This is a genomic window from Luteibacter sp. OK325 (genome assembly GCF_003050935.1).
Taxonomy (GTDB): Bacteria; Pseudomonadota; Gammaproteobacteria; order Xanthomonadales; family Rhodanobacteraceae; genus Luteibacter.
Window position 1 is genome coordinate 265137 of sequence record NZ_QAOX01000002.1, and the last position, 20420, is coordinate 285556.

The following is a 20420-nucleotide window of genomic DNA, read 5'->3' on the forward strand; positions in this document are numbered from 1 at the left end:
CCGTCATGCCTGTCACGCTGAGTTACCCGGGCGTCTATGTCGAAGAGATTCCCAGTGGTGTACGCACTATCACCGGGGTGGCAACGTCGATTACCGCCTTCATCGGTCGAGCCGCGCAAGGCGCTACGGATGCGGATCTCGACGGGCCGGTGATCATCAACAGCTACGGCGATTACGAGCGCAATTTCGGCGCGCTCGATCCGAATTACCCGATGGGCTACGCGGTTCGTGATTTCTATCTCAATGGTGGTTCGAAGGCGATCATCGTTCGTCTTTACAAAGGCGATGCCAGCGAGGCCAAGGCGCAGATCGAGGTGACGGGCGTGCCCCTGGAGGCAGCCACGGCGGGCACCTGGGGCAACAAGCTACGTGTTCGCATCGATAACCAGGTGTCGGCCGATGTGGCAGCCCTGTATGGCCTGGCGGCAGCGGACCTGTTCAACCTGACCGTGCGCAACATGACCACCGGTGCGCAGGAGAGCTTCCTCAACCTGAGCGTGAAGGAAAGCCCGCGTCGCGTCGATCGCGTTCTGCTTGCCGGGTCGTCGCTCGTTCGCGTGTCCGCGCCGGCGACGGCGGTACCCGCGAACATGCCGAACAATCCGCCAGCGGGCAAGACGGTGTGGGACCAGGACGGCACGTCGGCCGGGGTGACGGGCCAGGCCGTCGACAGTGCCGTGCTGGACGCCACCACCTACAAAGGTAGCGAAAGCGCGAAGACCGGCATGTACGCGCTCAAGAAGACGGACCTGTTCAACCTGCTATGCATTCCCGCCGATCTGCGTGGTGGCGACACTGACACCGGCGTTTACCAGGCGGCCCTGGAACTATGCGTGGCCCGTCGGGCCATGCTGATCGTGGATCCTCCGTCGGCGTGGAGCAGCGCGGGCAACGTCGACCTGTCGACACTCAATCTCAGCAGCGTGTCCGCGCGCAATGCGGCGGTGTTCTTCCCGCGGGTGATCGAATCGGACCCGGCGCGTCAGAGCCAGCTGGATACCTTCGTGCCGTGCGGCATCGTTGCCGGCATCATGGCGCGTACCGACAGCCAGCGAGGCGTGTGGAAGGCACCCGCTGGCCTCGATGCGTCGCTCAATGGTGTGCAGGGTCTGTCGACCGTGCTGACCGACGATGAAAACGGCATGCTCAATCCCATCGGGGTGAACTGCCTGCGCCGTTTTCCGCTCAGCGGCCCGGTGGTGTGGGGTTCGCGGACCTTGCGCGGCGCCGATCTGCTGGCCGACGACTACAAATACATCCCGGTACGCAGGCTGGCGCTGTACATCGAGGAAAGTCTGTTCCGCGGCACGCAATGGGTGGTGTTCGAGCCGAACGACGATCCCCTGTGGGCGCAGATTCGACTCAACGTCGGCGCGTTCATGCAGAACCTGTTCCGCCAGGGCGCCTTCCAGGGCAAAACGCCTACGGACGCCTATTTCGTCAAATGCGATGGCGAAACCACCACGCAGAACGACATCAATCTCGGCATCGTGAACATCGTGGTCGGTTTCGCGCCGCTGAAGCCCGCCGAGTTCGTGGTCATCCAACTGCAGCAGATGGCCGGCCAGATCCAGACCTGAGGACAATGTCATGGCTCAGTTCAGCGTCAATGCGCAGCGCTTCGATCCCTACAAGAACTTCAAGTTCAGGGTGAAGTGGGACGGCCGCTATGTGGCGGGCGTCAGCAAGGTTTCCGGGCTCAAGCGCACCACGGAGGTGGTGAAGCACCGCGAAGGGGGCGATCCGAGCAGCAGTCGCAAATCGCCCGGACGTACCGAATACGAAGCCATCACGATCGAACGTGGTGTCACCCATGATCTTGAGTTCGAGAAGTGGGCGAACAAGGTGTGGAACTTCGGCGCGGGACTCGGTGCCGAGGCCTCGTTGAAGGATTTTCGCAAGGACCTGATCCTGGAGGTTTACAACGAAGCAGGGCAGCTGGCGATCGCCTATCGGCTCTTTCGTTGCTGGGTCTCCGAATATCAGGCACTGCCGGATCTGGATGCGAACGCGAATGCCGTGGCGATCCAGCATCTGAAGCTGGAGAACGAGGGCTGGGAGCGCGACGTCAACGTGCAGGAGCCGACCGAGCCCAGCTTCACGGTGCCGGCGGGCTGATCCATGCATACCCCCTCGGCCAGCGAGTTGCTGCAGACCTGGGAGCGGGGCGCTGAGTCGTCCGCGGCCGCCCGCGGGCTGAGGCTGCTTGATACCAGTTGTGAGGACCTCGACATGGCGTCGCTGCTTGCGTTGCCGTTGGGGCGGCGTGACGCGCTGCTTCTGGATCTGCGCAAACGTCTGTTCGGTCGATGGATGCACGGCGTTGCCTGCTGTCCGGCATGTGGCGCGACTGCCGAGGTCGACCTGGATGTCGATAGCCTGCGACAAGAGGACCAGGCTGGCGCCGGGACACCGGACGCCGATGACATATCGATCCGGGTGTTGCACGTCAGTGGCCACGACGAGCCGATTCGCTTTCGCTTGCCGGACAGCCGTGATCTGCTGGCGATGCAGGCGAGCGAGGATGCCGCCGGCGCGCGGCGCCTGCTTCTGCAGCGCTGCGTGCCCGACACTGGCGGAGCACCGCTAACGGACGATATGCAGTTCGCTCTGGCCCGTGCGATGGCGGATGCCGATCCGCAGACCGACCTGGCGCTCGCGTTCACCTGTCCCGATTGCCGTAATCAGTGGGAGCCGATGTTCGATATGGCGCGCTTTCTGTGGCAGGAGCTGCATGCATGGGCGCTGCGGCTGCTGCGTGATGTCGACACCCTGGCACGCTCGTATCACTGGAGCGAGGCGGACATCCTCGCCATGAGTCCACGCCGTCGTCAGGCCTATCTCGAGCAGTGTGTGTCGTGAGGGACTTCATCGACAGGGTGACCGCACGTGCGCTGGGCAGCGAATCGATGCTTTCACCCCGGCTGCCATCGTTGTTCGAACCGCAGCGGAGCTCGCCGACGGGCATGCCGGAAGAGGCCCGGGAGATGGCCGCACCTGCAGCACATCAGGCGATGCTGGTCGAGCGTGAGGTGGCGACACCCGGGGAGACGCCAGTCTCCCCGGTAAACAACGTCGTGCGGGAGGCCGCGACGGTGCCCTCGATCACGATGCCGGAGCCACACCCGTCCGTTCGGCATGGCGTGGAGGATCAGCACACCCTGGTAACACCGATCGCGCGCAGTACGGGACTGGCGCCAGAAGAACCCCGACTTTCGTCTTCGCGGCGTTCGCCTGCGTTGCTGGAGCGACCGATTCCGTCCGCGCACGTGCAACGGGAGCGATCGCCGAATGACCCATCGGCCACGGAGGGTCGCACGGTAGCGGATGAGGGCAGCTTGCTGGTGCCGGCGCAATCGGTGTTTCGCACGCCGACTGCACCCACGGGCACGGTGGGGACGCGTTTTCAGGCTGCGCATGCCGGGCAGGCGATGCGGGCCGAAACAACGCACGAGCCGGTCGTACATGTGAGCATCGGTCGGCTGGAAGTACGCGCGACGCCGACGCCTGGCAAGCTTGCACAGCGCCAGGACGCCCCGCGCACCAGCCCGCTCGATGACTACCTCCGCCAACGCGGCAAAGCATCGTCATGAGCAATGTCCTCGCCATTGCGGCCGCCACGCGGACGTTGCGCAACCTGCTGATGACACAGATGCCGGTGCTCGACAGCGACCTGAGCGACCTCGAGGTCACCACGCAGCCGCTGGATGTCGCGCGCAAGGGGATCAGCAAGGCGCAGTTGAACCTGTACCTCTATCAAGTGGTCTACAACGCCGCGTGGCGCAACCTGGACATGCCTGGCCGCACGCTCGCCGGCGAAGCCGCGCAGCCGGCGCTGGCGCTGAACCTGCACTACCTCATTACGGCCTGGGGACGCGGCGAAAGCGATACCGATGCGGTGAACCACCGCGTGCTCGCCGCCGCGATGAGCACCTTGCACGATCGTCCGGTGCTCGATGGCAATGACATCCGCAACGCGTTGCCCGACAACGATCTTGCAAACCAGATCGAGCGCATCCGATGCACGCCGCTGCCGCAAAGCATCGACGAGATCTCGAAGCTATGGACCGCGTTCCAGACCAACTATCGCGTGTCGTCGGCCTACGAGGCCACCGTGGTGTTGATCGACAGCCAGGGTCCCTCGAGGGCCAATCTGCCCGTGCTCAGGCGCGGTGCGCAGGATCAGGGCGTTTTCAGCTCGGTGTCCGCGGCGCCCGCACTCACCGCGCTTGCGCTGCCGCAGCAGCAGACGGCTGCTCGCCTGGGCGACCGCATCGTGCTGCGTGGAAGACAGTTGACCGTGACGAATGCCATGCTGCGCTTCAGCAGCCTGCGCCTGGATGGTCCGGTCGAGGTGGCACCCGTGCCGGGCGATGCGCCGGGTAGCCTGGGTGTCCATCTTGCCGATGTCTCGCAGGACGCGGATGCTCCGTCACGCTGGGCGCCGGGAATCTACACCGTGGCCTTGTTGCTGCGCACACCGGGATTGCCGGCTGTGATGAGCAACGAGCTGCCGCTGGCCCTGGCGCCATCGATCAGCGTCAGCCCGCAGACTGCGCCTTCCGGCACGATCAACCTCACCATCGATTGCCTGCCGCGCGTGCGCGATGGGCAACGCGTGTTCCTGCTGTTTGGTGATCAGCTGGTTTCGCCATCGGGCATTAACAATCCGGCGGATCTTCATCAACCCACCTCGATCACGTTCAGCGTGGCCGACGTGGCCAAGGGTACCTATACGGTGCGGTTGCGCGTGGATGGCGCGGACAGCATTCCGGTCGATTTCAGCGGCAGTGTGCCGGCATTCGACACGCATCAGCAGGTGGTGGTGTCATGAGCGACAACACCGCCTGGCTTGCCGCCAACGACCAATACCTTGTCACGGCACTGGCAGGGTTGCGCGATCGTCTGCAGCGCGCCGCCTCGCAGGCGGAGAGCGGGGGTAGTGGTGGTGGCGGTCAGGCTTTGCAGCCTGCCGAGTCCATCGGGTCTCCCGGGAAGGATGGCGGTGCCGACGGCGCTGAGGCGTCCGTGCCCGCGCTGGTGCTGCTGGCCCAGCGGCTTGGCCTGACCGATTTCGAGCGTGAACTCCTGCTGCTTTGCGTCGGCATGGAGCTGGACACGCGCATGCCTGCCTTGTGCGCGCAGGCCCAGCACGATGCGAGCAAACCCTGGCCTACCTTCGCCCTGGCTTTCGTCGTACTAGACCAGCCGGCCTGGGATGCCTTGTCGCCCGAGCGGCCGCTGCGCTACTGGCGCTTGCTCGAGATTCATCAACCGGGTCCGCAACCGCTGATCGCCGCCGCATTGAGCGCCGACGAGCGCATTGTCAACTTCGTCAAAGGCATGAACTACCTCGACGACCGGTTGGCACCCTTGCTGGTGCCCTTGTCGCCGGCCACCTTGCCGCCTTCACAGCAAGCGGTAGCCGACCGCCTGGTGGATACCCTGCATCACGTGACGGCGGGGGAAGCCCTGCCCACGGTGCAACTGATCGGCAGCGATGGCCCCAGCAAGCAGGCCATTGCTTATGCCGTGGCCGCCGCGCTGGGTGTGCGTCTGTATCGATTGTCGGCCGACCTGCTGCCGGGCGATATGGCGGAACAGGAAACCCTGCTGCGCCTTTGGCAGCGCGAAAGCCGGCTACTACCGATCGCCTTGTATGTGGATGCCGCCAACACCGAGCGCGGCGATGCCGTAGTGGCACAGATCAAGCGCTTCCTCATGCGCGCAGGTGGACTCACCTTCATCGACACGCGCGAGCCCTGGAACAACGACGCCGTAGACACCTTGAGTGCGGACGTGGCCAAGCCCACGCCGGTCGAACAACGCAACCTGTGGCAAAGCCTCCTGGGTGAAGCAGCCGGTGATCATCCACAGCAACTGGCCGGCCATTTCGACTTCAACCCGGGCAAGATCGAGCAGATAGCGCACGCCGCGCTGGCTATGCCCGGTCAGGATGCCGATGCACTGGGCCGATCCCTGTGGCATGGCGCGCTGGCGCGCACACGGCCGGCGCTCGACCAGCTCGCCCAACGGATCGAGCCAAAGGCGGACTGGCACGATATCAAGCTGCCGGGACCGGAGCTGGACATGCTCCGCCAGATGACCGACCAGGTGGCCCAGCGCAGCACGGTCTACGACGACTGGGGCTTCCGCGAGCGCATGAATCGCGGCTTGTCGATCAGCGCCTTGTTCGCCGGCGAAAGCGGCACCGGCAAGACCATGGCCGCCGAGGTAGTCGCGAACGAGCTGGGGTTGTCGCTGTATCGGATCGATCTGTCCGCGGTGGTGAGCAAGTACATCGGCGAAACCGAGAAGAACCTGCGCAAGCTGTTCGACGCCGCCGAGGAGGGTGGGGCGATCCTGTTCTTCGATGAGGCCGATGCGCTGTTCGGGCGCCGTAGCGAGGTGAAGGACAGCCACGATCGCTACGCCAATATCGAAGTGAACTACCTGTTGCAGCGACTCGAATCCTTCCACGGCCTGGCCATCCTGGCCACCAACATGAAGAGTGCGCTCGACAGTGCCTTCCTGCGCCGCATCCGCTTCGTGGTGAATTTTCCATTCCCTGGCACCGCCGAGCGCAAGGCGATCTGGGCTTCGGTGTTTCCGGCCAGGGCGGCGGCGGGGGCGCTCGACATCGAACGCCTTTCCCGGCTCGCGCTCACGGGAGGCAGCATCCAGGGCATCGCCCTGAATGCCGCTTTTGCGGCCGCCAGCGCCGGTGCGCAGATCACCATGCCGCTGATCCTCGATGCGGCGCGCGCCGAATTTCGCAAGCTCGACAAACCTATCAACGAAGCCGACTTCCGCTGGCTGGAGAGTGCGGGAGGGAAGCCATGAGCATCGTGTTGCACATCGAGCGCCTGGTGCTGGACGAGGCCGTGCTCGGCGGCGAACGGGCGAGCAAAGTGCGCGCAGAGCTGGAGCGCGAGTTGCAGCGCCAGCTGTCATCCCCCGGTGCCGCCCATGTGTTGCCCGGCATCGGCAGCGTGGCCTCACTATCGTCCTGCGAGCTGCCCGCTGCGGGACAAGTGCGTAGCGGCGTCGGTGGACGTATCGCTGCCGCGGTCGGGCAGAGCCTCGGCGTCGAGGCCGCGGCGCATGGCGTCGAAGCTTCCCGAGTGAACGGAGGGCGCCATGGCTGAGCGCGCGGCGAGCTTTGCGACCAAGAGTGGCGCATCGGTGTCGGCGGCTGTTCCTCTGTTGCAGCGCAAGTGCGCCTGCGGAGCACATAGTCATGGCCAACCTGAGTGCGCAGAGTGTGCAAAAAAGCACGGGGGCCTTCAGCGCAAGCTTGCTGTGGGCGCGAGCAACGACCCGCTCGAAGCCGAGGCGGATCGCGTCGCCGATCAGGTGATGGCGAGTTCGATGGCGCCCGGTACCGGGGTGGCCGGACCACGGATCCAACGATTCAGCGGCGGCGGGGACGTTTCAGCGATGGCGGTGCCAGACAGCGTCGATGAAGTCCTTTCAGGACCCGGTGAGCCCATGCAGGCCGAGTTGCGTAGCGACATGGAGTCGCGCTTCGGGCATGACTTCAGTGCCGTACGCCTGCATACGGGCGAATCGGCGGCGCGGTCGGCGCGCGACGTCTCAGCCAGCGCCTATACCGCGGGGCATCACGTCGTACTGGGGCCAGGCGTACCCTCATTCGGGGCATCATCGGGACGGCGCCTGTTGGCGCACGAGTTGACCCACGTCGTGCAGCAGACATCGCCCACGCCGTTGCCTGCCGGCGGCGGGGAGGCACAGACAACGTCCTCGCCCGGTCACGATGCAAAACAGGTGCAGCGCTTCGTCAACTGCGAGCAACCATCGTTGTCACTGGACCCGTGCCCGCCACGCGAGAAGGGCGAGATCGACGCATCGAACTCGGATCCGATGACCGTTCACGATTATGCGCAGCTTTCCGACGACGGCAGCACGGTGAACGGTTTCGCTGTGGTCGGCTTCGCCATCGACAGCGGCGTCGTGAAGAGAAATCTGCACGACACCGCGAAATGGAAGTCGCTGGTGAATTTCATCGCCAAATCGAACGTTCAGTGGAATCTGCACGGATTATCCGATTGCTCGGGAAAGCAGGGAAAAAATCTGAGTCTGCGGAAGGCGCGCGCGCAAGCGTTGTACGTGGCGCTGCCTCCCGAAGCGCGGAAGAACGTCGTTTCGGTCGACGCCGCCCCCATCACCGACTGCATCACCGGGAATCGGCGAAAGCTAGACCGTACGCTGAACCGGGCCGTCGTCATCGAGCAGTCGGGCCGTAGCGTCGATATCCACTCGTCAGAGGAGAAGCCCGTCGAGGGGACTGCGCCAAAATTCGTCTGCGGGCCTGACGTGACGGCTCAGGTTGGCCAGGCGGTAGGGCGTGCCCGTAGCCTGTTCGCCGGTTGGACCAAGGATCAGCGCGAGGATGCCTGCGACGCACTCATCGCTCTGCGCGTGGGCTACTGCTCGTGGGACATCCGCGAACTCCACAACGACATGTGGATCAGCAAGGATTACCAGCCGAAGCATTGCGCGACGACGGGTGCGCCAAAGGGTCAGGAATGTGGTGAGTCCGTAGAGGTCAATGGCGAATGTTACTACGCAGGAACGCCAAACTACGTGATCTACGGAACCATGTTCAATCTGTGTGCGCTGGAGGACCCTGACGCCCATTTCGCTTTTTCCAGGTCGAACATGAAGACCCTTGTCGATCTGTACAAAGGCACGGGCGTGTCTGGCCTGGCGACGCCTTCGGCGAACTTCAACGCCACACTTGCCTGGGCATTCGCCGGATACGACGGTTGGCCTTCAGGTGGATCGACTCCGCCCGGCGACAGGAGCAATTGCAAGCCAATGTGTCCGTCGCAGTACACAGGGAAGTCGTTCGATATTCATTGGTATCCGCATCATATTACGGAGGGTTGCTCGCCCTCGCTCAATAAGGCGGTCAGGAAGGGGGCGAAATCATGATCGGCGACATACGTGATCTTCCCGCCTCAGGACACGCCCGATGAGCGCATTCCCCGGCTCGCCGCGCATCCTCAAGGGCGGCATCGTACTGATCGATCCGGACAGCTCTGCGCTGTTGCGGGTGATCGCGCTGCAGTACAACCCCGATTCGATCACGCGCTCGTTGCAGGTGCAGTCGATCAGCGCGGATGGTGGCGACCGGTCCGAGGTGCTGCGGCTCAAGGGGCCGCCGGTGGAAACGATCAAGCTTGAAGCGGAAATCGATGCCACGGACCAGCTGGAGTTTCCCGGCCAGAACAGCACGACGACGCAGTCGGGCATCTTCTCCCAGCTCGCGGCGCTGGAGACCTTGATTTACCCAACGAGTTCGCAGCTGAGCCTGAACAGCACGCTGGCGCAGATCGGCACGCTGGAAATCATTCCGATGGAAACGCCCTTGGCGTTATTTGTCTGGAGCCGGTCGCGCATCCTTCCGGTACGGGTGACCGAGCTGAGCATTACCGAGGAAGCATTCGACACGTCGCTCAACCCGATTCGCGCCAAGGTGAGTCTCGGTATGCGCGTGTTGTCGGTGAACGACGTGCCAACGGGGCACAAGGCAGAAAGCTTGTTCATGAGTTACCTGCAGCAGAAGGAACGGTTGGCCGGTCTGGCGCCGGGCCAGTTGTCGGGGCTGGGTCTGACAGGGGTTCCATGAGGGCAGTATGGCTACGAACTTTCCAGTAACCAGTCGCTACGCGCTGACGCCCACGGCTACGTTCGTGCGCGCGGACGGTACGCCGGTGGTGTACCTGAAGCGCCGGTTTGTTCCGGCGCCGGAGAAGTTTTCACTGTTGCAGTGGCATCGCGTGGTGCAAGGCGAGCGACTGGACAACATCGCGGCCCGCTACCTGGGTGATCCCGGGCAGTTCTGGCGCCTATGTGATGCGAACCGCGCGTTGCGGCCGGACGAGTTGACCGAAACTGTCGGGCGACGCCTTGCCATCACCTTGCCCGAAGGTATCCCGGGAGTGCCTCATGCTTAAGGGCGTGCACCTGACCTTGCTGGTCGGACCGGTGGTGCCGGTGCCGGTGCCGCAGATCGTGCTGGATGCGCTCACCCAGGTCGAAGTGGTGCAGCCGGACGAAGCTGCCGGTGCATTCACCCTGGAATTCACCCTCAGCGTGCAATCGCCCCTGCACACCTTGTTCCTGCTCAGCGGCGGCGGTGTGGTTCCTTTGTTGCGAGTCATCGTCGTGGTGACGGTCAACGGGATGCCTCAAGTGCTGATCGATGGCGTGGTCACCAAGACCCAGGTCATGCCCGGTGCGGATCAGCGTCACGCCAGGCTGCAGGTGAGCGGGGACGATCTCACCACGGTGATGCAGAAGCTAGAGTTCTCCGGACTGGATGGCTTGCCTTACCCGGCCATGCCTGCCGAGGCCATCGTCGTGTTGTTGTTGGCCAAGTATGCGTTCCTGGGCATCGTGCCGCTGGTGATACCGAGCGTGGCCATCGACGTACCGATTCCCACCGAACATATCCCGACGCAGCAAGGCACCGATCTGGAATACATCCGCCTGCTGGCATCGCGCGTGGGCTATGTGTTCTATCTCGACCCGGGCCCGGCACCGGGCATGACCACTGCGTATTGGGGGCCGAAGATCAAGGTCGGCGTACCACAGCCCGCCCTCAACGCCGACATGGACGCAGCCGGCAATGTCGAGAGCCTCAGTTTCAGTTATGACGGCAATGCGCGCACGTTGCCCATTGTCTATCTGCAGAACCTGCAGACCAAGGTTCCGATCCCGCTACCGATTCCGGACGTGGGGCCGCTCAATCCGCCGCTGGGCCTGATCGACCCGCCGCCTCAGCGAGTGCGCACACTGCCCGAGACGGCCAAGTACTCGCCCGTGCGCGCACTCCTGCTCGGCATGGCCGAGGCGGCGAAGTCGGAAGACACCGTGACCGGGCTGGGCACGCTCGACGTGACGCGTTACGGGCGCGTGCTCAAGTCGCGCCAGCTGGTGGGCGTGCGCGGTGTCGGTCCCGCGTTTGACGGCCTGCACTACGTGAGCGAAGTGCGTCACACGATCAAGCGAGGCGAGTACAAACAGAGTTTCAATCTGTCACGCAAAGGACTCATCTCCACCTTGCCCCTGGTGCCGCCATGACCAAGTACTACGGCAAGTACCGCGGCACGGTGCTGCAGAACGTCGATCCGGAACAGATGGGTCGACTCCAGGCGATGGTGCCGGATGTCTCTGGCCTGCTGCCGTCGAGCTGGGCCATGCCTTGCGTGCCCATCGCCGGCAAGTCGAGCGGAACGTTCGTGGTCCCGCAGATCGGCGCGGGCGTCTGGATCGAGTTCGAGCAGGGCGATCCGGATTATCCCGTGTGGACCGGCGGGTTCTGGGGCAGCGCCGCGGAAGTGCCTGCGCTCGCACTTGCGGGCAATCCGGTCAGTCCCAGCATCGTGCTCGCATCGGGGCTGCAGAACATCATCGCGATCAGCGATCTGCCTGGTCCGACCGGCGGCATCATGCTGACCAGCACCACCGGCGCGATGATCGTGGTGAACGACATCGGCATCACGATTTCAAACGGTAAGGGCGCTTCCATCGTGTTGACCGGCCCCACCGTCACCATCAACAACGGCGCGCTCGTCGTTACCTAGGAGAGATGCGTGATGCCAGGTTTCCTGCTTCATGTTGGTGCCAGCGTCCTTTGCTCCCATGCCGGCCAGGCACAGGCGACGGCGCCCAATCCACGCGTCCTGGTCAGCGGCCAACCGACCGTGGCCATGTCGGGTCCGTGGGTGGTGGCAGGATGCATCCTGCCACCACCGACCGCGGCGAACGGACCTTGTGTGACCGCGCAGTTCGTGAGCTCGGCGACGCGTGTCACGTCGAACGGACAGCCGTTGTTGTGCCAGGACAGCCAGGCGATCTGCGCACCGACCGGCACGCCCTTGCTGATCGTCGCCTGTCAAACGCGCGCGAGCGCCATGTGAGGCGGTCATGGTCATGCCGATCTACATCGACTTTCCCTATCACTTCGACCGGCACGGACGCACGGCAACCGCGGTGTACGACGATCATGTCAGGGAGATGATCGAGCAGTTGCTGTTCACCAGTCCTGGCGAACGCGTCAATCGACCGGATTTCGGCACGGGTCTGCTGCAGATGGTGTTCGCCCCGAACAGTCCCGAGGTGGCCGCCGCGCTGCAGTTCGCCTTGCAGGCCGCGTTGCAGCGCTACCTGGGCGATGTCATCACGGTCAGTACGCTTGATGTCAGCAGCGAGGATGCCACGCTGACCGTCGAACTGAGTTACGTGGTGCTTGCCACCGGCGATGCCCGCAGCGCCACCTATAGCCGGAGCGCGCCATGAATGCCCGGCAATCCACCGAGGGTCGCGTCCCCATTGGCTGCCACTGGCAGCCTTCCTGCGCCGAAGATGCGAGGCGTGAGCGTGTGCGCCTTGGCGGTACCTTGAATGGCATCGACTATGTCGAAGTCGGTGATGATGGCGTCACCCTTTGCGTGCATCTGTTCGGCGAGATTCCGGCGGGCATCGGCGTTGCCCATGTGCGCGTGAGCGGGGGCGATCGCATCGTCGGCCTGCGTGCCTTGAGTGTCAGCGAGGAACGCGAGCCCGAGATGCACGACGACGTGTGCCTTCGCGTCGTGTTGGACCGCGAAGGCGACTTCAGCCCGTATTGCCTGTGCCTGGTGGACGCGGCTTCAGGTGCGGACATCGCGAGCTGGATCGCCTATCCCGGTTTCGATCCACGCTATGCCTGCGCGGAACTGCGCTTCCGCCTCGGCTGCGGCCGGGATCTGGATTGCGGCGTGCAGACACCATGCGTCAAGCCAGCTTCACCGTTGCCCGAGATCAACTATCTCGCGCGGGATTACGAGAGCTTCCGGCAGTTGTTCCTGGATCGCATGGCGCTGAACGTACCGGCGTGGCAGGAGCGCCATGTGCCCGATGTCGGTATCGCCATGATCGAGGTGATGGCGTATGTGGCCGATTACCTTTGCTACTACCAGGACGCCGTGGCGACCGAGGCCTATCTGCAAACCGCGAGGCGCCGCATCTCGGTGCGACGTCACGCTCGTTTGGTGGATTACCGGATGCACGAGGGCTGCAACGCACGGGCCCTGGTGACGCTGTCGCTGGCGGCGGGCGAGGTCTCCCTGGCGTTGGACAATCTGTTGTTGATCGCACCTCCGCCAGGGCAGGGCGATGTCACGCCAGGCGCCATCGATGCGATGCAACTGGCCGCGGCCCGGGCCAATGGCGCGATCGTATTCGAGCCGATGGCGCTGGATGGCGCAAGCAGCATCACCGTCGTGGCGGCGCAAAGCAGTATCCATTTCTACAGCTGGGGTGGTGAGCTCTGCTGTCTGCCTGAGGGGACGACACAGGCGGTGTTGCTCGATACGGCGCCCCAACGCGCATTGAAGCTGCGGGTAGGCGATTTGCTCATCTTCGAAGAAGTGCTGGGCCCGGCCACCGGTAATCCAGACGATGCGAATCCCCTGCATCGTCATGCCGTGCGCTTGACGGCGATCCAGGAACTGATCGATCCGCTCGACGGCTCCTTGTTGCTCCGGGTGGACTGGGACCGTTGCGACGCCTTGCCCTTCGACCTGTGCCTGTCGGTACGCATGCCGGCGCCGGATTGTTCGTGGATTCACGACGTCAGTCTGGCGCGAGGCAATGTGCTGCTGGTCGATCACGGTGATCATGTACCCGGGCAATGCCAATGCGCTGCCCTATGCGTGCCACCGGGCCGCGCGGACCACGCGACCTATCCCGGCCTGGACGTTGCACTGGCCGCCGTGCCGGATGCCTGCACGCGCTGCGGCACCCTGGCCGAAGACTGCTGGCTGGTTCCCGGCACGACACACTACGGCTGTTGCACGTGCGAGGGCGCCGTGCAGGACGTGACACGGCCACCCGGCGATACCGGCCACATGCTGCAAGGCGCGCCGCTGACCTGGGCCGAACCGCTGCCCACGGGCCTTCATGCCCCGGTGTGTCAGTTGCTCGCGCGCGATCCGCACCAGGCGTTACCGCAGTTGCGCGTCTATGGCGGGCCCCTGGCGGACGTGCTCGTAGACGGCCTGCCGGTGGATGCCTATGGCTGGCTGGCACAGGGCGACCTGCTCGAGAGCGGTCCCGACGATCGTCATTACGTCGTCGAGATGGATGACGATGGCGACGCTCACCTGCGCTTCGGCGATGGCGCATTGGGGCGGCAACCCGACGCTGGCGACTTCTTCCGCGCGCAGGTGCGCGTCGGCAACGGCGCCGCAGGCAATGTCGGCAGGGAAAGCATCGTCTGGTTTGCCCTGAAGTCGGACGTTGCCCCGCCTGGGGTGGTGCCGCGCAATCCCTTGGCAGCCAGTGGCGGCAGCGCACCGGAGAATCCCGCGCAGGTAAAGCAGTTCGCGCCGGGCGCATTCCGTGCGAAGCCGCTGCGAGCCATCGTCGCCGACGATTACGCGCACTTTGCCGAGCAGCAGCCCGGCGTGCAGGACGCCGCCTGTCAACTCGCCTGGACCGGCAGTTGGTTCGAAGCAGACGTGGTCCTCGATCCACAGGGGACCGACGTGCTCGATCCCACGCTGGCGACCGGGGTCAAGCGGGCGCTGTGGCCTTATCGCCGCATCGGTCACGATCTGGCCGTGCTGGGCGCCCGCTATGTGCCGGTCATCGTCGAACTGTCGGTCTGTGTGCTGCCTGACTTCCTGCAGGCGCATATCAAGGCGGCACTCGTCGACCGTTTCAGCGCCGGCCTTTTCCATCCGGATCGCCAGCTGCTGGGCGGGGCGGTTCTCGAAAGCGCGCTGATCGCGGAAGCACAGGCGGTCACCGGCGTGGCGCACGTGGAGTTGATCACCCTGGCGCGCGCGGACGGTGGCCAGTCCGGCGCCGTGCCCGCGGATGGCGAACTGCCTATGGCGAGCGTGGAAATCGCCCAGGTCGAGAACGATCCGGACCATCCGGATCGCGGCAGCATGACTTTCACCATGCGAGGTGGCCGATGAGCTGTTGTAGCGCGTGTGGTCAACATGCCTGTGCATGCGGGTGCGGCGAGCCTGCGCGCACACCTTTGCCGCTGTACAACCGTCCTGGGCTCGATGCCCTGAGCTATCGGGTCGGCAGCTATGCCGACTTCATGGCGACCATGCAGATCGACCTGAGTGCCGCTGTGTTACCTGCACTGCGAGGCCTGCGCACGCGCGATCCCGACGACGCCTCGATAGCGTTGCTGGACGCCTGGGCCATCGGCGCGGATGTCATCAGTTTCTACCAGGAACGCATCGCTAACGAAGGCTATCTGCGTACGGCGACTGAGCGCTGCTCGGTCCTGCAGCTGGGTCGCCTGGTCGACTACCGCCTGCGCCCCGGCGTATCGGCGAGCGTCTATCTCGCCTACACCCTCAACAGCAACTCCGGTCCCGTAACCATCCCGGCTGGTTCGAAGGCACAGTCGGTGCCCGCACCCGGCGAGCAGATGCAGACCTTTGAATCGGCCGAAGCATTGGATGCCCGTAGTGAGTGGAATGTATTGAAGCCTCGCCTGAGCCGGCCGCAGGATATTCGCGCCCGGGCACCGACGTCCGATGCAACGCGGAACCTTCCTGTTGCGGTCGTATCGAGCATGAACGAGCTGTGGATCGCCGGTACGGACCAGCATCTGAAGCAGGGCGATCGATTGTTGTTCCTGTTCGGCGACCTCGCGACGGGTGAACAAGCCATGCGTGTGGTCAAGGCGGCGGAGGCGCAGCAAGCCTCACAGATCACCAGGGTCACGCTTCAATCGCTGGATCCGGCTACGGTAGCCATCATCGATGCCGCTGGCGTCGCACTCGACGGCCTGACGGCCTATACGTCACACCCCCACTATGCAACGTGGGAGCGCGCGGCCACCTGGGTGCGTCGGATGCTCCTGCTCGGCGGCGACAACCGCGGCAGTTACGACCAACTGGTGACTGGCGCCATCTTCGGACACGATCAGCCTCCTTCCGGGCCGCCACCTGTCACAGCGTTTATCAAGGCTGTTCAGGCCGCTTTCGGCACGACATCGGTTCCCCCGCCACCGATGTCTGGATCCCCGATCGATGTGCTGTTCAAAGCCTTGAGGCAGGCACCCAACGTGCAGCCCGCGAACAGCCTCAAGCTGACGCGAAGCGCGATCATGTCGCTCGGACCCGCCAGTGATGCGCGACCGCAATTGCTGCTCAACTTCGAATCGCGCCTTATCGGCAGCTTCTATGCGGGCTGGTCAGGGTTGCCGCAGGGAACCCCCTCGCCAGCGCTGTCAGGCGTCTATGTGCTACGGACGCCCGCCTGCCTGTTTGGCTACAACGCCGTCGTTCCGACCGGCCTGAAGACCAATACCGACGCGTCGACCAAGGCGTCCTTGCCGTTTGTACCGGGTCCTGCACCCGACTGGAATCCATCGACCCAGAACGAGTCCCCGGATGTACTGCAGCTGGACAACGCCTATGACAGCATCGAGGCGGACAGCTACGTCGTCATCCGTCAGCCGGACGATGATCCGGGTTCATTGCCCGTCGTGGCCAGGGTACGCAACGTAACGGTGCATCCGCGCACCGCCTATGGCATGAGCGGCAAGACGACGGAGATTGCCCTCGCTAACGATTCCGGAACGTCCCTGTGGGACATCTCCGGCGACACCGACACCGCGACGCTGCGTGGCACGCAGGTCTATGCGCAAAGCGAGCCGCTGAATCTGGCCAATGTGCCTATCGATGACGTGGTCGGCAATATCAGTCCGGCCAACCTTCCCACGGATAGCTTCACCCGCCTGACCTTGGATGGGGCGATCGAAGGCATGAAGGTGGGACGCTGGGTCATCGTCCAGGGTCGGCGCGCCGACGTGCCGGGCTCGAACCCGGTCAATGCCGCCGAACTGGTGATGATTGCCGGCATCGAGCAGGGCTCCAATAGCCAACTTCCCGGCGACACCGTCCACAGCACCCTGGTGTTCGCCAGCAAGGGCCTGGCGTATCAGTACGTGAGAAGCACGGTCAGCATCTATGCCAACGTCGTTCGCGCGACCAACGGTGAGACCCGTAACGAAGTGCTGGGCAATGGCGACGGTACGGTCGCCATGCCGACATTCGCCCTGAAACAGGCACCGCTGACCTTTGTCTCCGCGCCGACCGTCGATGGCGTGCAGAGCACGTTGAAGGTGGTCGTGAATGGCGTGCGATGGCACGAAGTAGACAGTCTTGCCGGCGCGACAAACGCCGACCGCAGTTTTGTGACCTCAACCGCCGATGACGGCAAGATCAGCGTGACTTTCGGCGACGGTGTTCATGGCGCGCGCGTGCCTACCGGCATCGAGAATCTTCTCGCCACCTATCGCAATGGCATCGGCACGCCGGGCAATGTCGAAGCGGGTCAGATCAGTCTGCTGGCCACCAAGCCGCTGGGCGTGAAGGACGTCATCAATCCGCTACCTGCGACCGGCGGTGCGGATGCCGAAACACGCGATCAGGCACGGCGCCATGTGCCGCTGGCGGTGCTCGCGCTCGATCGCCTGGTCTCCGTCGCAGACTATGCTGATTTCGCCCGGACATTCGGCGGCGTTGGCAAGGCGTCGGCGGTGAAGCTGGGTGGGAAAGTGTGGGTCACCATAGCGGGTGCCGGCGATGTGCCCATCGATGAGACCTCCGATCTCTACGTGAACCTCCTGCAGGCCATGCAGCGCTATGGCGATCCGTCGCTGTCCGTGGGCCTCAATGTGCGTGAACTGCTCGCGCTGACGCTCAGCGCAAAGATCGGGCTGCTGGACGACTTCACCTGGGATGCGATTGAGCCGGTCTTGCGAGCACGCCTGCTCGAACGCTTCGGCTTCGAGCGACGCGAGTTGGCCAAGGGCATCTATCTCAGCGAGATCATTGCTTGCATGCAGGGCGTACGTGGTGTGGCGTGGGTCGACATGGATGTATTTGGCAGTCTGGACGAGACCGCCATCCTGACGGGTTTCGGCATCGGTACCCAGGACGAGGGTGACGACCTCACCGGGGTCAGCCGCGCCGCTGAGCAACCGGCCACCGAACTGAACTCGTCCGTGCCCGTACTGGGTACGCGCTATGACGCCAACGGCGTGCTCAAGCCGGCCCAACTCGCGTATTTCCTCGCCAATGTGCCGGACACCTTGTTGCTGCAGGAGACCTCGTGATGAGCGCGAACCCCGATCGCCTCTACGACTTGATGCCTGTCGTCTACCGCATGCGCGATGCGGAGGTCGGCTATCCGCTTCGGGATTTCCTGAAGGTCATGACGATCCAGGCCAATCTGCTGGAGGCGGATATCACGCGGCTCTACAACAACTGGTTCATCGAGACCTGCGATGACTGGGTCGTTCCCTACATCGGCGACTTACTCGGGTATACCCTGCTGCCGGAAGCGCTGGCCCTGGGGGAAGGCGGTGCGCCGGTGGCGAAACTCGGCCGCGTGCTCGCGCCGCGTGCCGACGTGGCGAACACGATCGACGCACGCCGCCGCAAAGGGACGCTCGCCTTACTGGATGATCTGGCCCGCGACGCCGCCGGCTGGCCAGCGCGGGCCGTGGAGTTCTATCGACTGCTTGGCTGGATGCAACACCTCGACCACCCACATCGACACCGGGGCGGCACCGCCAATGTGCGCGATCCGGGCGTCATGCAGCGGATCCGTTGGGCCAACGGCGCTTTTGACCCGCTGGCACACAGCGTCGATGTAAGGCGCATGGGCAGCCATCATCGTCGAGGACGTTATGGCGTGCCCGACCTGGGCCTGTTCGTCTTCCGGCTGCGAAGCTATGCGGTGACGGCGACAGCGGCCTATTGCGTGGAAGACATCGGGCCGCATTGCTACACGTTCAGCGTGTTGGGTAACGATACGCCCCTGTTTCAGCGCCCCGACACCCAGGCGGCAGCGACCACCGTAGCGCAGGAAAGCCAGTTGCCGGTGCCGTTGCGCCGTTATCGCTTCGCCGATCGCGGACCGCTGGCCGACTACGCGAGTGTGTCCGACGCTCTCTACGGAGACGGCAAGAGCGTGCTCATCTATGCCCCGGATTGGCCATCCAGGGGGCAGGGCATGCCGGTGCCTCGGTCATCCTTGATAACGGCGGAGCTGTCGGGGTGGCGCTACCAGATTCCCAAGGGGCGCGTGGCGGTCGATCCCGAGCGTGGGCGCCTGATGTTTCCGGCCAACTCGCGCCCCAAGCATGGCGTATGGGTGAGCTATCAGTACGGTTTCGCCGCCGACCTTGGCGGTGGCGAGTACGCGCGGACAACCCCCGAACTGGAGAACGCCACGCGCTACATCGTGCATACGGTGCTTCCGACCCGTGATCCAACCCCGGGCAGTCTTCCACCGGGGCATTTCGCCAGCATCGGCGCCGCGCTCGCGGCATGGTCCACGGCCAGGACGGTGACGCCGGACCTGAAAGCCCTGGTCATCGAGCTGGCCGAAAGTGGCGTATACGACGGCAGCATCGACCTTCAACTGGCCGCTGGCGAAGCGATCCAGCTGCGCGCAGCGGATCGCACACGGCCGGTGCTCCGTCTGCTCGATGCGCGCGCCAACCAGCAAGATGCGCTGAGCGTAAGCGGCGGCGCCGGCAGCCGCCTCTTGCTGGACGGCCTGTTGATCATGGGTCGAGGCGTCGAAGTGCACGTCGACGGTGAAGACACCGACGGCGCTACGCCGGCGGCAGACCTGTGCGAGTTGGTGATACGCCACTGCACCCTGGTGCCGGGCTGGACGCTGCAATGCGACTGCGACCCCAGGCGTCCCGGCGAGCCGAGTGTAACGCTGGATGGAACGCGTGCGTCGCTGCGTGTGGAGCACAGCATCATCGGGCCCATTTCGGTAATCAGTCCACCTCGTCGTGGCGAGCCACCGCTGCTGCAGCTGTGCGACAGCGTGCTGGATGCCACCGGCACCGAGCGCGTGGCGATTGGAGCGCCCGACGAAGCGGTGGCCTATGTGACCGCCAGCATTCGGCGCTGCACGGTCATCGGCGAAGTGCAGGCACACAGTATCCAGCTGGCCGAGGACAGTATTTTCGTGAGCCTGGTGCGTGTGTTGCGCCGCCAGCTGGGCTGCATGCGCTTTTGCTTTATACCGCCCGGCTCACGCACACCTCAGCGCTTTCATTGCCAGCCTGATCTGGCGACCGCGGCGGTACCACTGGCGCAGCGTCCCACGGAAATCCTCCGCGTCGTACCGCTATTACTCAGCCTTCGCTATTCAACGCCCGACTATGTACGCCTGCACGACCGTTGCTGCGAGGAGATCCGCAGCGGCGCGTCCGATGGCTCGGCGATGGGCGTCTACCACGACTTGTACGAACCGCAGCGCGAGGCCAACCTCGCCGTGCGGTTGCAGGAATACGTGCCGGCCAACACCAACGCCGGCATCCTCTTCGCGAGCTAGGAGAT

17 protein-coding genes are annotated in these 20420 nt (G+C 64.3%); all 17 read left to right on the forward strand.

Features of this window, described 5'->3' with window-relative positions; genetic code table 11:
• Positions 1 to 5 precede the first annotated feature (5 nt).
• The 17 genes from C8J98_RS05030 (at position 6) to C8J98_RS05110 (ending at position 20415) form a co-directional block, all read left to right on the forward strand.
• Positions 6 to 1580, forward strand: coding sequence for a phage tail sheath C-terminal domain-containing protein (locus tag C8J98_RS05030; protein WP_107911536.1), 1575 nt, complete (start codon positions 6 to 8; stop codon positions 1578 to 1580).
• 10 nt (positions 1581 to 1590) lie between these two features.
• Positions 1591 to 2118: a phage tail protein gene (locus tag C8J98_RS05035; protein ID WP_107911538.1), complete on the forward strand. Its 528-nt coding sequence runs from the start codon at positions 1591 to 1593 to the stop codon at positions 2116 to 2118.
• A 3-nt stretch (positions 2119 to 2121) separates the two neighbouring features.
• A complete protein-coding gene (locus tag C8J98_RS05040) occupies positions 2122 to 2862 on the forward strand; it encodes a hypothetical protein (RefSeq protein WP_107911540.1) in 741 nt (246 codons plus the stop codon).
• A complete protein-coding gene (locus tag C8J98_RS05045) occupies positions 2859 to 3593 on the forward strand; it encodes a hypothetical protein (protein ID WP_107911542.1) in 735 nt (244 codons plus the stop codon). The genes C8J98_RS05040 and C8J98_RS05045 overlap by 4 nt, the downstream gene beginning before the upstream one ends.
• Complete coding sequence (locus tag C8J98_RS05050) at positions 3590 to 4834, forward strand: DUF4255 domain-containing protein (RefSeq protein WP_107911544.1); 1245 nt, start codon at positions 3590 to 3592, stop codon at positions 4832 to 4834. Before C8J98_RS05045 ends, C8J98_RS05050 begins: the two co-directional genes overlap by 4 nt.
• Positions 4831 to 6843: an ATP-binding protein gene (locus C8J98_RS05055; protein WP_107911546.1), complete on the forward strand. Its 2013-nt coding sequence runs from the start codon at positions 4831 to 4833 to the stop codon at positions 6841 to 6843. The genes C8J98_RS05050 and C8J98_RS05055 overlap by 4 nt, the downstream gene beginning before the upstream one ends.
• Positions 6840 to 7148 carry a hypothetical protein gene (locus tag C8J98_RS05060; RefSeq protein WP_107911548.1) on the forward strand — a complete coding sequence of 103 codons (309 nt, stop codon included), beginning with the start codon at positions 6840 to 6842 and terminating at the stop codon, positions 7146 to 7148. The genes C8J98_RS05055 and C8J98_RS05060 overlap by 4 nt, the downstream gene beginning before the upstream one ends.
• Positions 7141 to 8958 carry a DUF4157 domain-containing protein gene (locus C8J98_RS05065; RefSeq protein WP_107911550.1) on the forward strand — a complete coding sequence of 606 codons (1818 nt, stop codon included), beginning with the start codon at positions 7141 to 7143 and terminating at the stop codon, positions 8956 to 8958. Before C8J98_RS05060 ends, C8J98_RS05065 begins: the two co-directional genes overlap by 8 nt.
• Before the next feature lie 40 nt (positions 8959 to 8998).
• A complete protein-coding gene (locus C8J98_RS05070) occupies positions 8999 to 9655 on the forward strand; it encodes a hypothetical protein (RefSeq protein WP_107911552.1) in 657 nt (218 codons plus the stop codon).
• Between the two features lie 7 nt (positions 9656 to 9662).
• Complete coding sequence (locus tag C8J98_RS05075) at positions 9663 to 9983, forward strand: LysM domain-containing protein (RefSeq protein WP_107911554.1); 321 nt, start codon at positions 9663 to 9665, stop codon at positions 9981 to 9983.
• Positions 9976 to 11112: a hypothetical protein gene (locus tag C8J98_RS05080; RefSeq protein WP_107911556.1), complete on the forward strand. Its 1137-nt coding sequence runs from the start codon at positions 9976 to 9978 to the stop codon at positions 11110 to 11112. Before C8J98_RS05075 ends, C8J98_RS05080 begins: the two co-directional genes overlap by 8 nt.
• Positions 11109 to 11615: a phage baseplate assembly protein V gene (locus C8J98_RS05085; protein WP_107911558.1), complete on the forward strand. Its 507-nt coding sequence runs from the start codon at positions 11109 to 11111 to the stop codon at positions 11613 to 11615. Before C8J98_RS05080 ends, C8J98_RS05085 begins: the two co-directional genes overlap by 4 nt.
• 12 nt (positions 11616 to 11627) lie before the next feature.
• Positions 11628 to 11951, forward strand: a complete 324-nt coding sequence (locus C8J98_RS05090) for a hypothetical protein (RefSeq protein WP_107911560.1) — start codon at positions 11628 to 11630, stop codon at positions 11949 to 11951.
• Between the two features lie 13 nt (positions 11952 to 11964).
• The gene (locus C8J98_RS05095; protein ID WP_233260115.1) at positions 11965 to 12330 is read left to right on the forward strand and encodes a GPW/gp25 family protein; all 366 of its coding nucleotides are present in this window, start codon (positions 11965 to 11967) and stop codon (positions 12328 to 12330) included.
• On the forward strand, positions 12327 to 14999 hold the full coding sequence (locus C8J98_RS05100; RefSeq protein ID WP_107911562.1) for a putative baseplate assembly protein: 2673 nt from the start codon (positions 12327 to 12329) through the stop codon (positions 14997 to 14999). Before C8J98_RS05095 ends, C8J98_RS05100 begins: the two co-directional genes overlap by 4 nt.
• A gap of 65 nt (positions 15000 to 15064) precedes the next feature.
• Positions 15065 to 18169 carry a putative baseplate assembly protein gene (locus C8J98_RS05105; RefSeq protein ID WP_233260116.1) on the forward strand — a complete coding sequence of 1035 codons (3105 nt, stop codon included), beginning with the start codon at positions 15065 to 15067 and terminating at the stop codon, positions 18167 to 18169.
• Positions 18169 to 20415, forward strand: coding sequence for a hypothetical protein (locus tag C8J98_RS05110; RefSeq protein ID WP_107911565.1), 2247 nt, complete (start codon positions 18169 to 18171; stop codon positions 20413 to 20415). The genes C8J98_RS05105 and C8J98_RS05110 overlap by 1 nt, the downstream gene beginning before the upstream one ends.
• Positions 20416 to 20420 lie beyond the last annotated feature (5 nt).

Coding starts and splice junctions, on each gene's coding strand:
- C8J98_RS05110 (WP_107911565.1), top strand. CDS start 18,169: ATGAGCGCGAACCCCGATCGCCTCTACGACTTGATGCCTGTCGTCTAC.
- C8J98_RS05075 (WP_107911554.1), top strand. CDS start 9,663: ATGGCTACGAACTTTCCAGTAACCAGTCGCTACGCGCTGACGCCCACG.
- C8J98_RS05030 (WP_107911536.1), top strand. CDS start 6: ATGCCTGTCACGCTGAGTTACCCGGGCGTCTATGTCGAAGAGATTCCC.
- C8J98_RS05055 (WP_107911546.1), top strand. CDS start 4,831: ATGAGCGACAACACCGCCTGGCTTGCCGCCAACGACCAATACCTTGTC.
- C8J98_RS05070 (WP_107911552.1), top strand. CDS start 8,999: ATGAGCGCATTCCCCGGCTCGCCGCGCATCCTCAAGGGCGGCATCGTA.
- C8J98_RS05090 (WP_107911560.1), top strand. CDS start 11,628: ATGCCAGGTTTCCTGCTTCATGTTGGTGCCAGCGTCCTTTGCTCCCAT.
- C8J98_RS05065 (WP_107911550.1), top strand. CDS start 7,141: ATGGCTGAGCGCGCGGCGAGCTTTGCGACCAAGAGTGGCGCATCGGTG.
- C8J98_RS05035 (WP_107911538.1), top strand. CDS start 1,591: ATGGCTCAGTTCAGCGTCAATGCGCAGCGCTTCGATCCCTACAAGAAC.
- C8J98_RS05080 (WP_107911556.1), top strand. CDS start 9,976: ATGCTTAAGGGCGTGCACCTGACCTTGCTGGTCGGACCGGTGGTGCCG.
- C8J98_RS05095 (WP_233260115.1), top strand. CDS start 11,965: ATGCCGATCTACATCGACTTTCCCTATCACTTCGACCGGCACGGACGC.
- C8J98_RS05040 (WP_107911540.1), top strand. CDS start 2,122: ATGCATACCCCCTCGGCCAGCGAGTTGCTGCAGACCTGGGAGCGGGGC.
- C8J98_RS05085 (WP_107911558.1), top strand. CDS start 11,109: ATGACCAAGTACTACGGCAAGTACCGCGGCACGGTGCTGCAGAACGTC.
- C8J98_RS05100 (WP_107911562.1), top strand. CDS start 12,327: ATGAATGCCCGGCAATCCACCGAGGGTCGCGTCCCCATTGGCTGCCAC.
- C8J98_RS05050 (WP_107911544.1), top strand. CDS start 3,590: ATGAGCAATGTCCTCGCCATTGCGGCCGCCACGCGGACGTTGCGCAAC.
- C8J98_RS05060 (WP_107911548.1), top strand. CDS start 6,840: ATGAGCATCGTGTTGCACATCGAGCGCCTGGTGCTGGACGAGGCCGTG.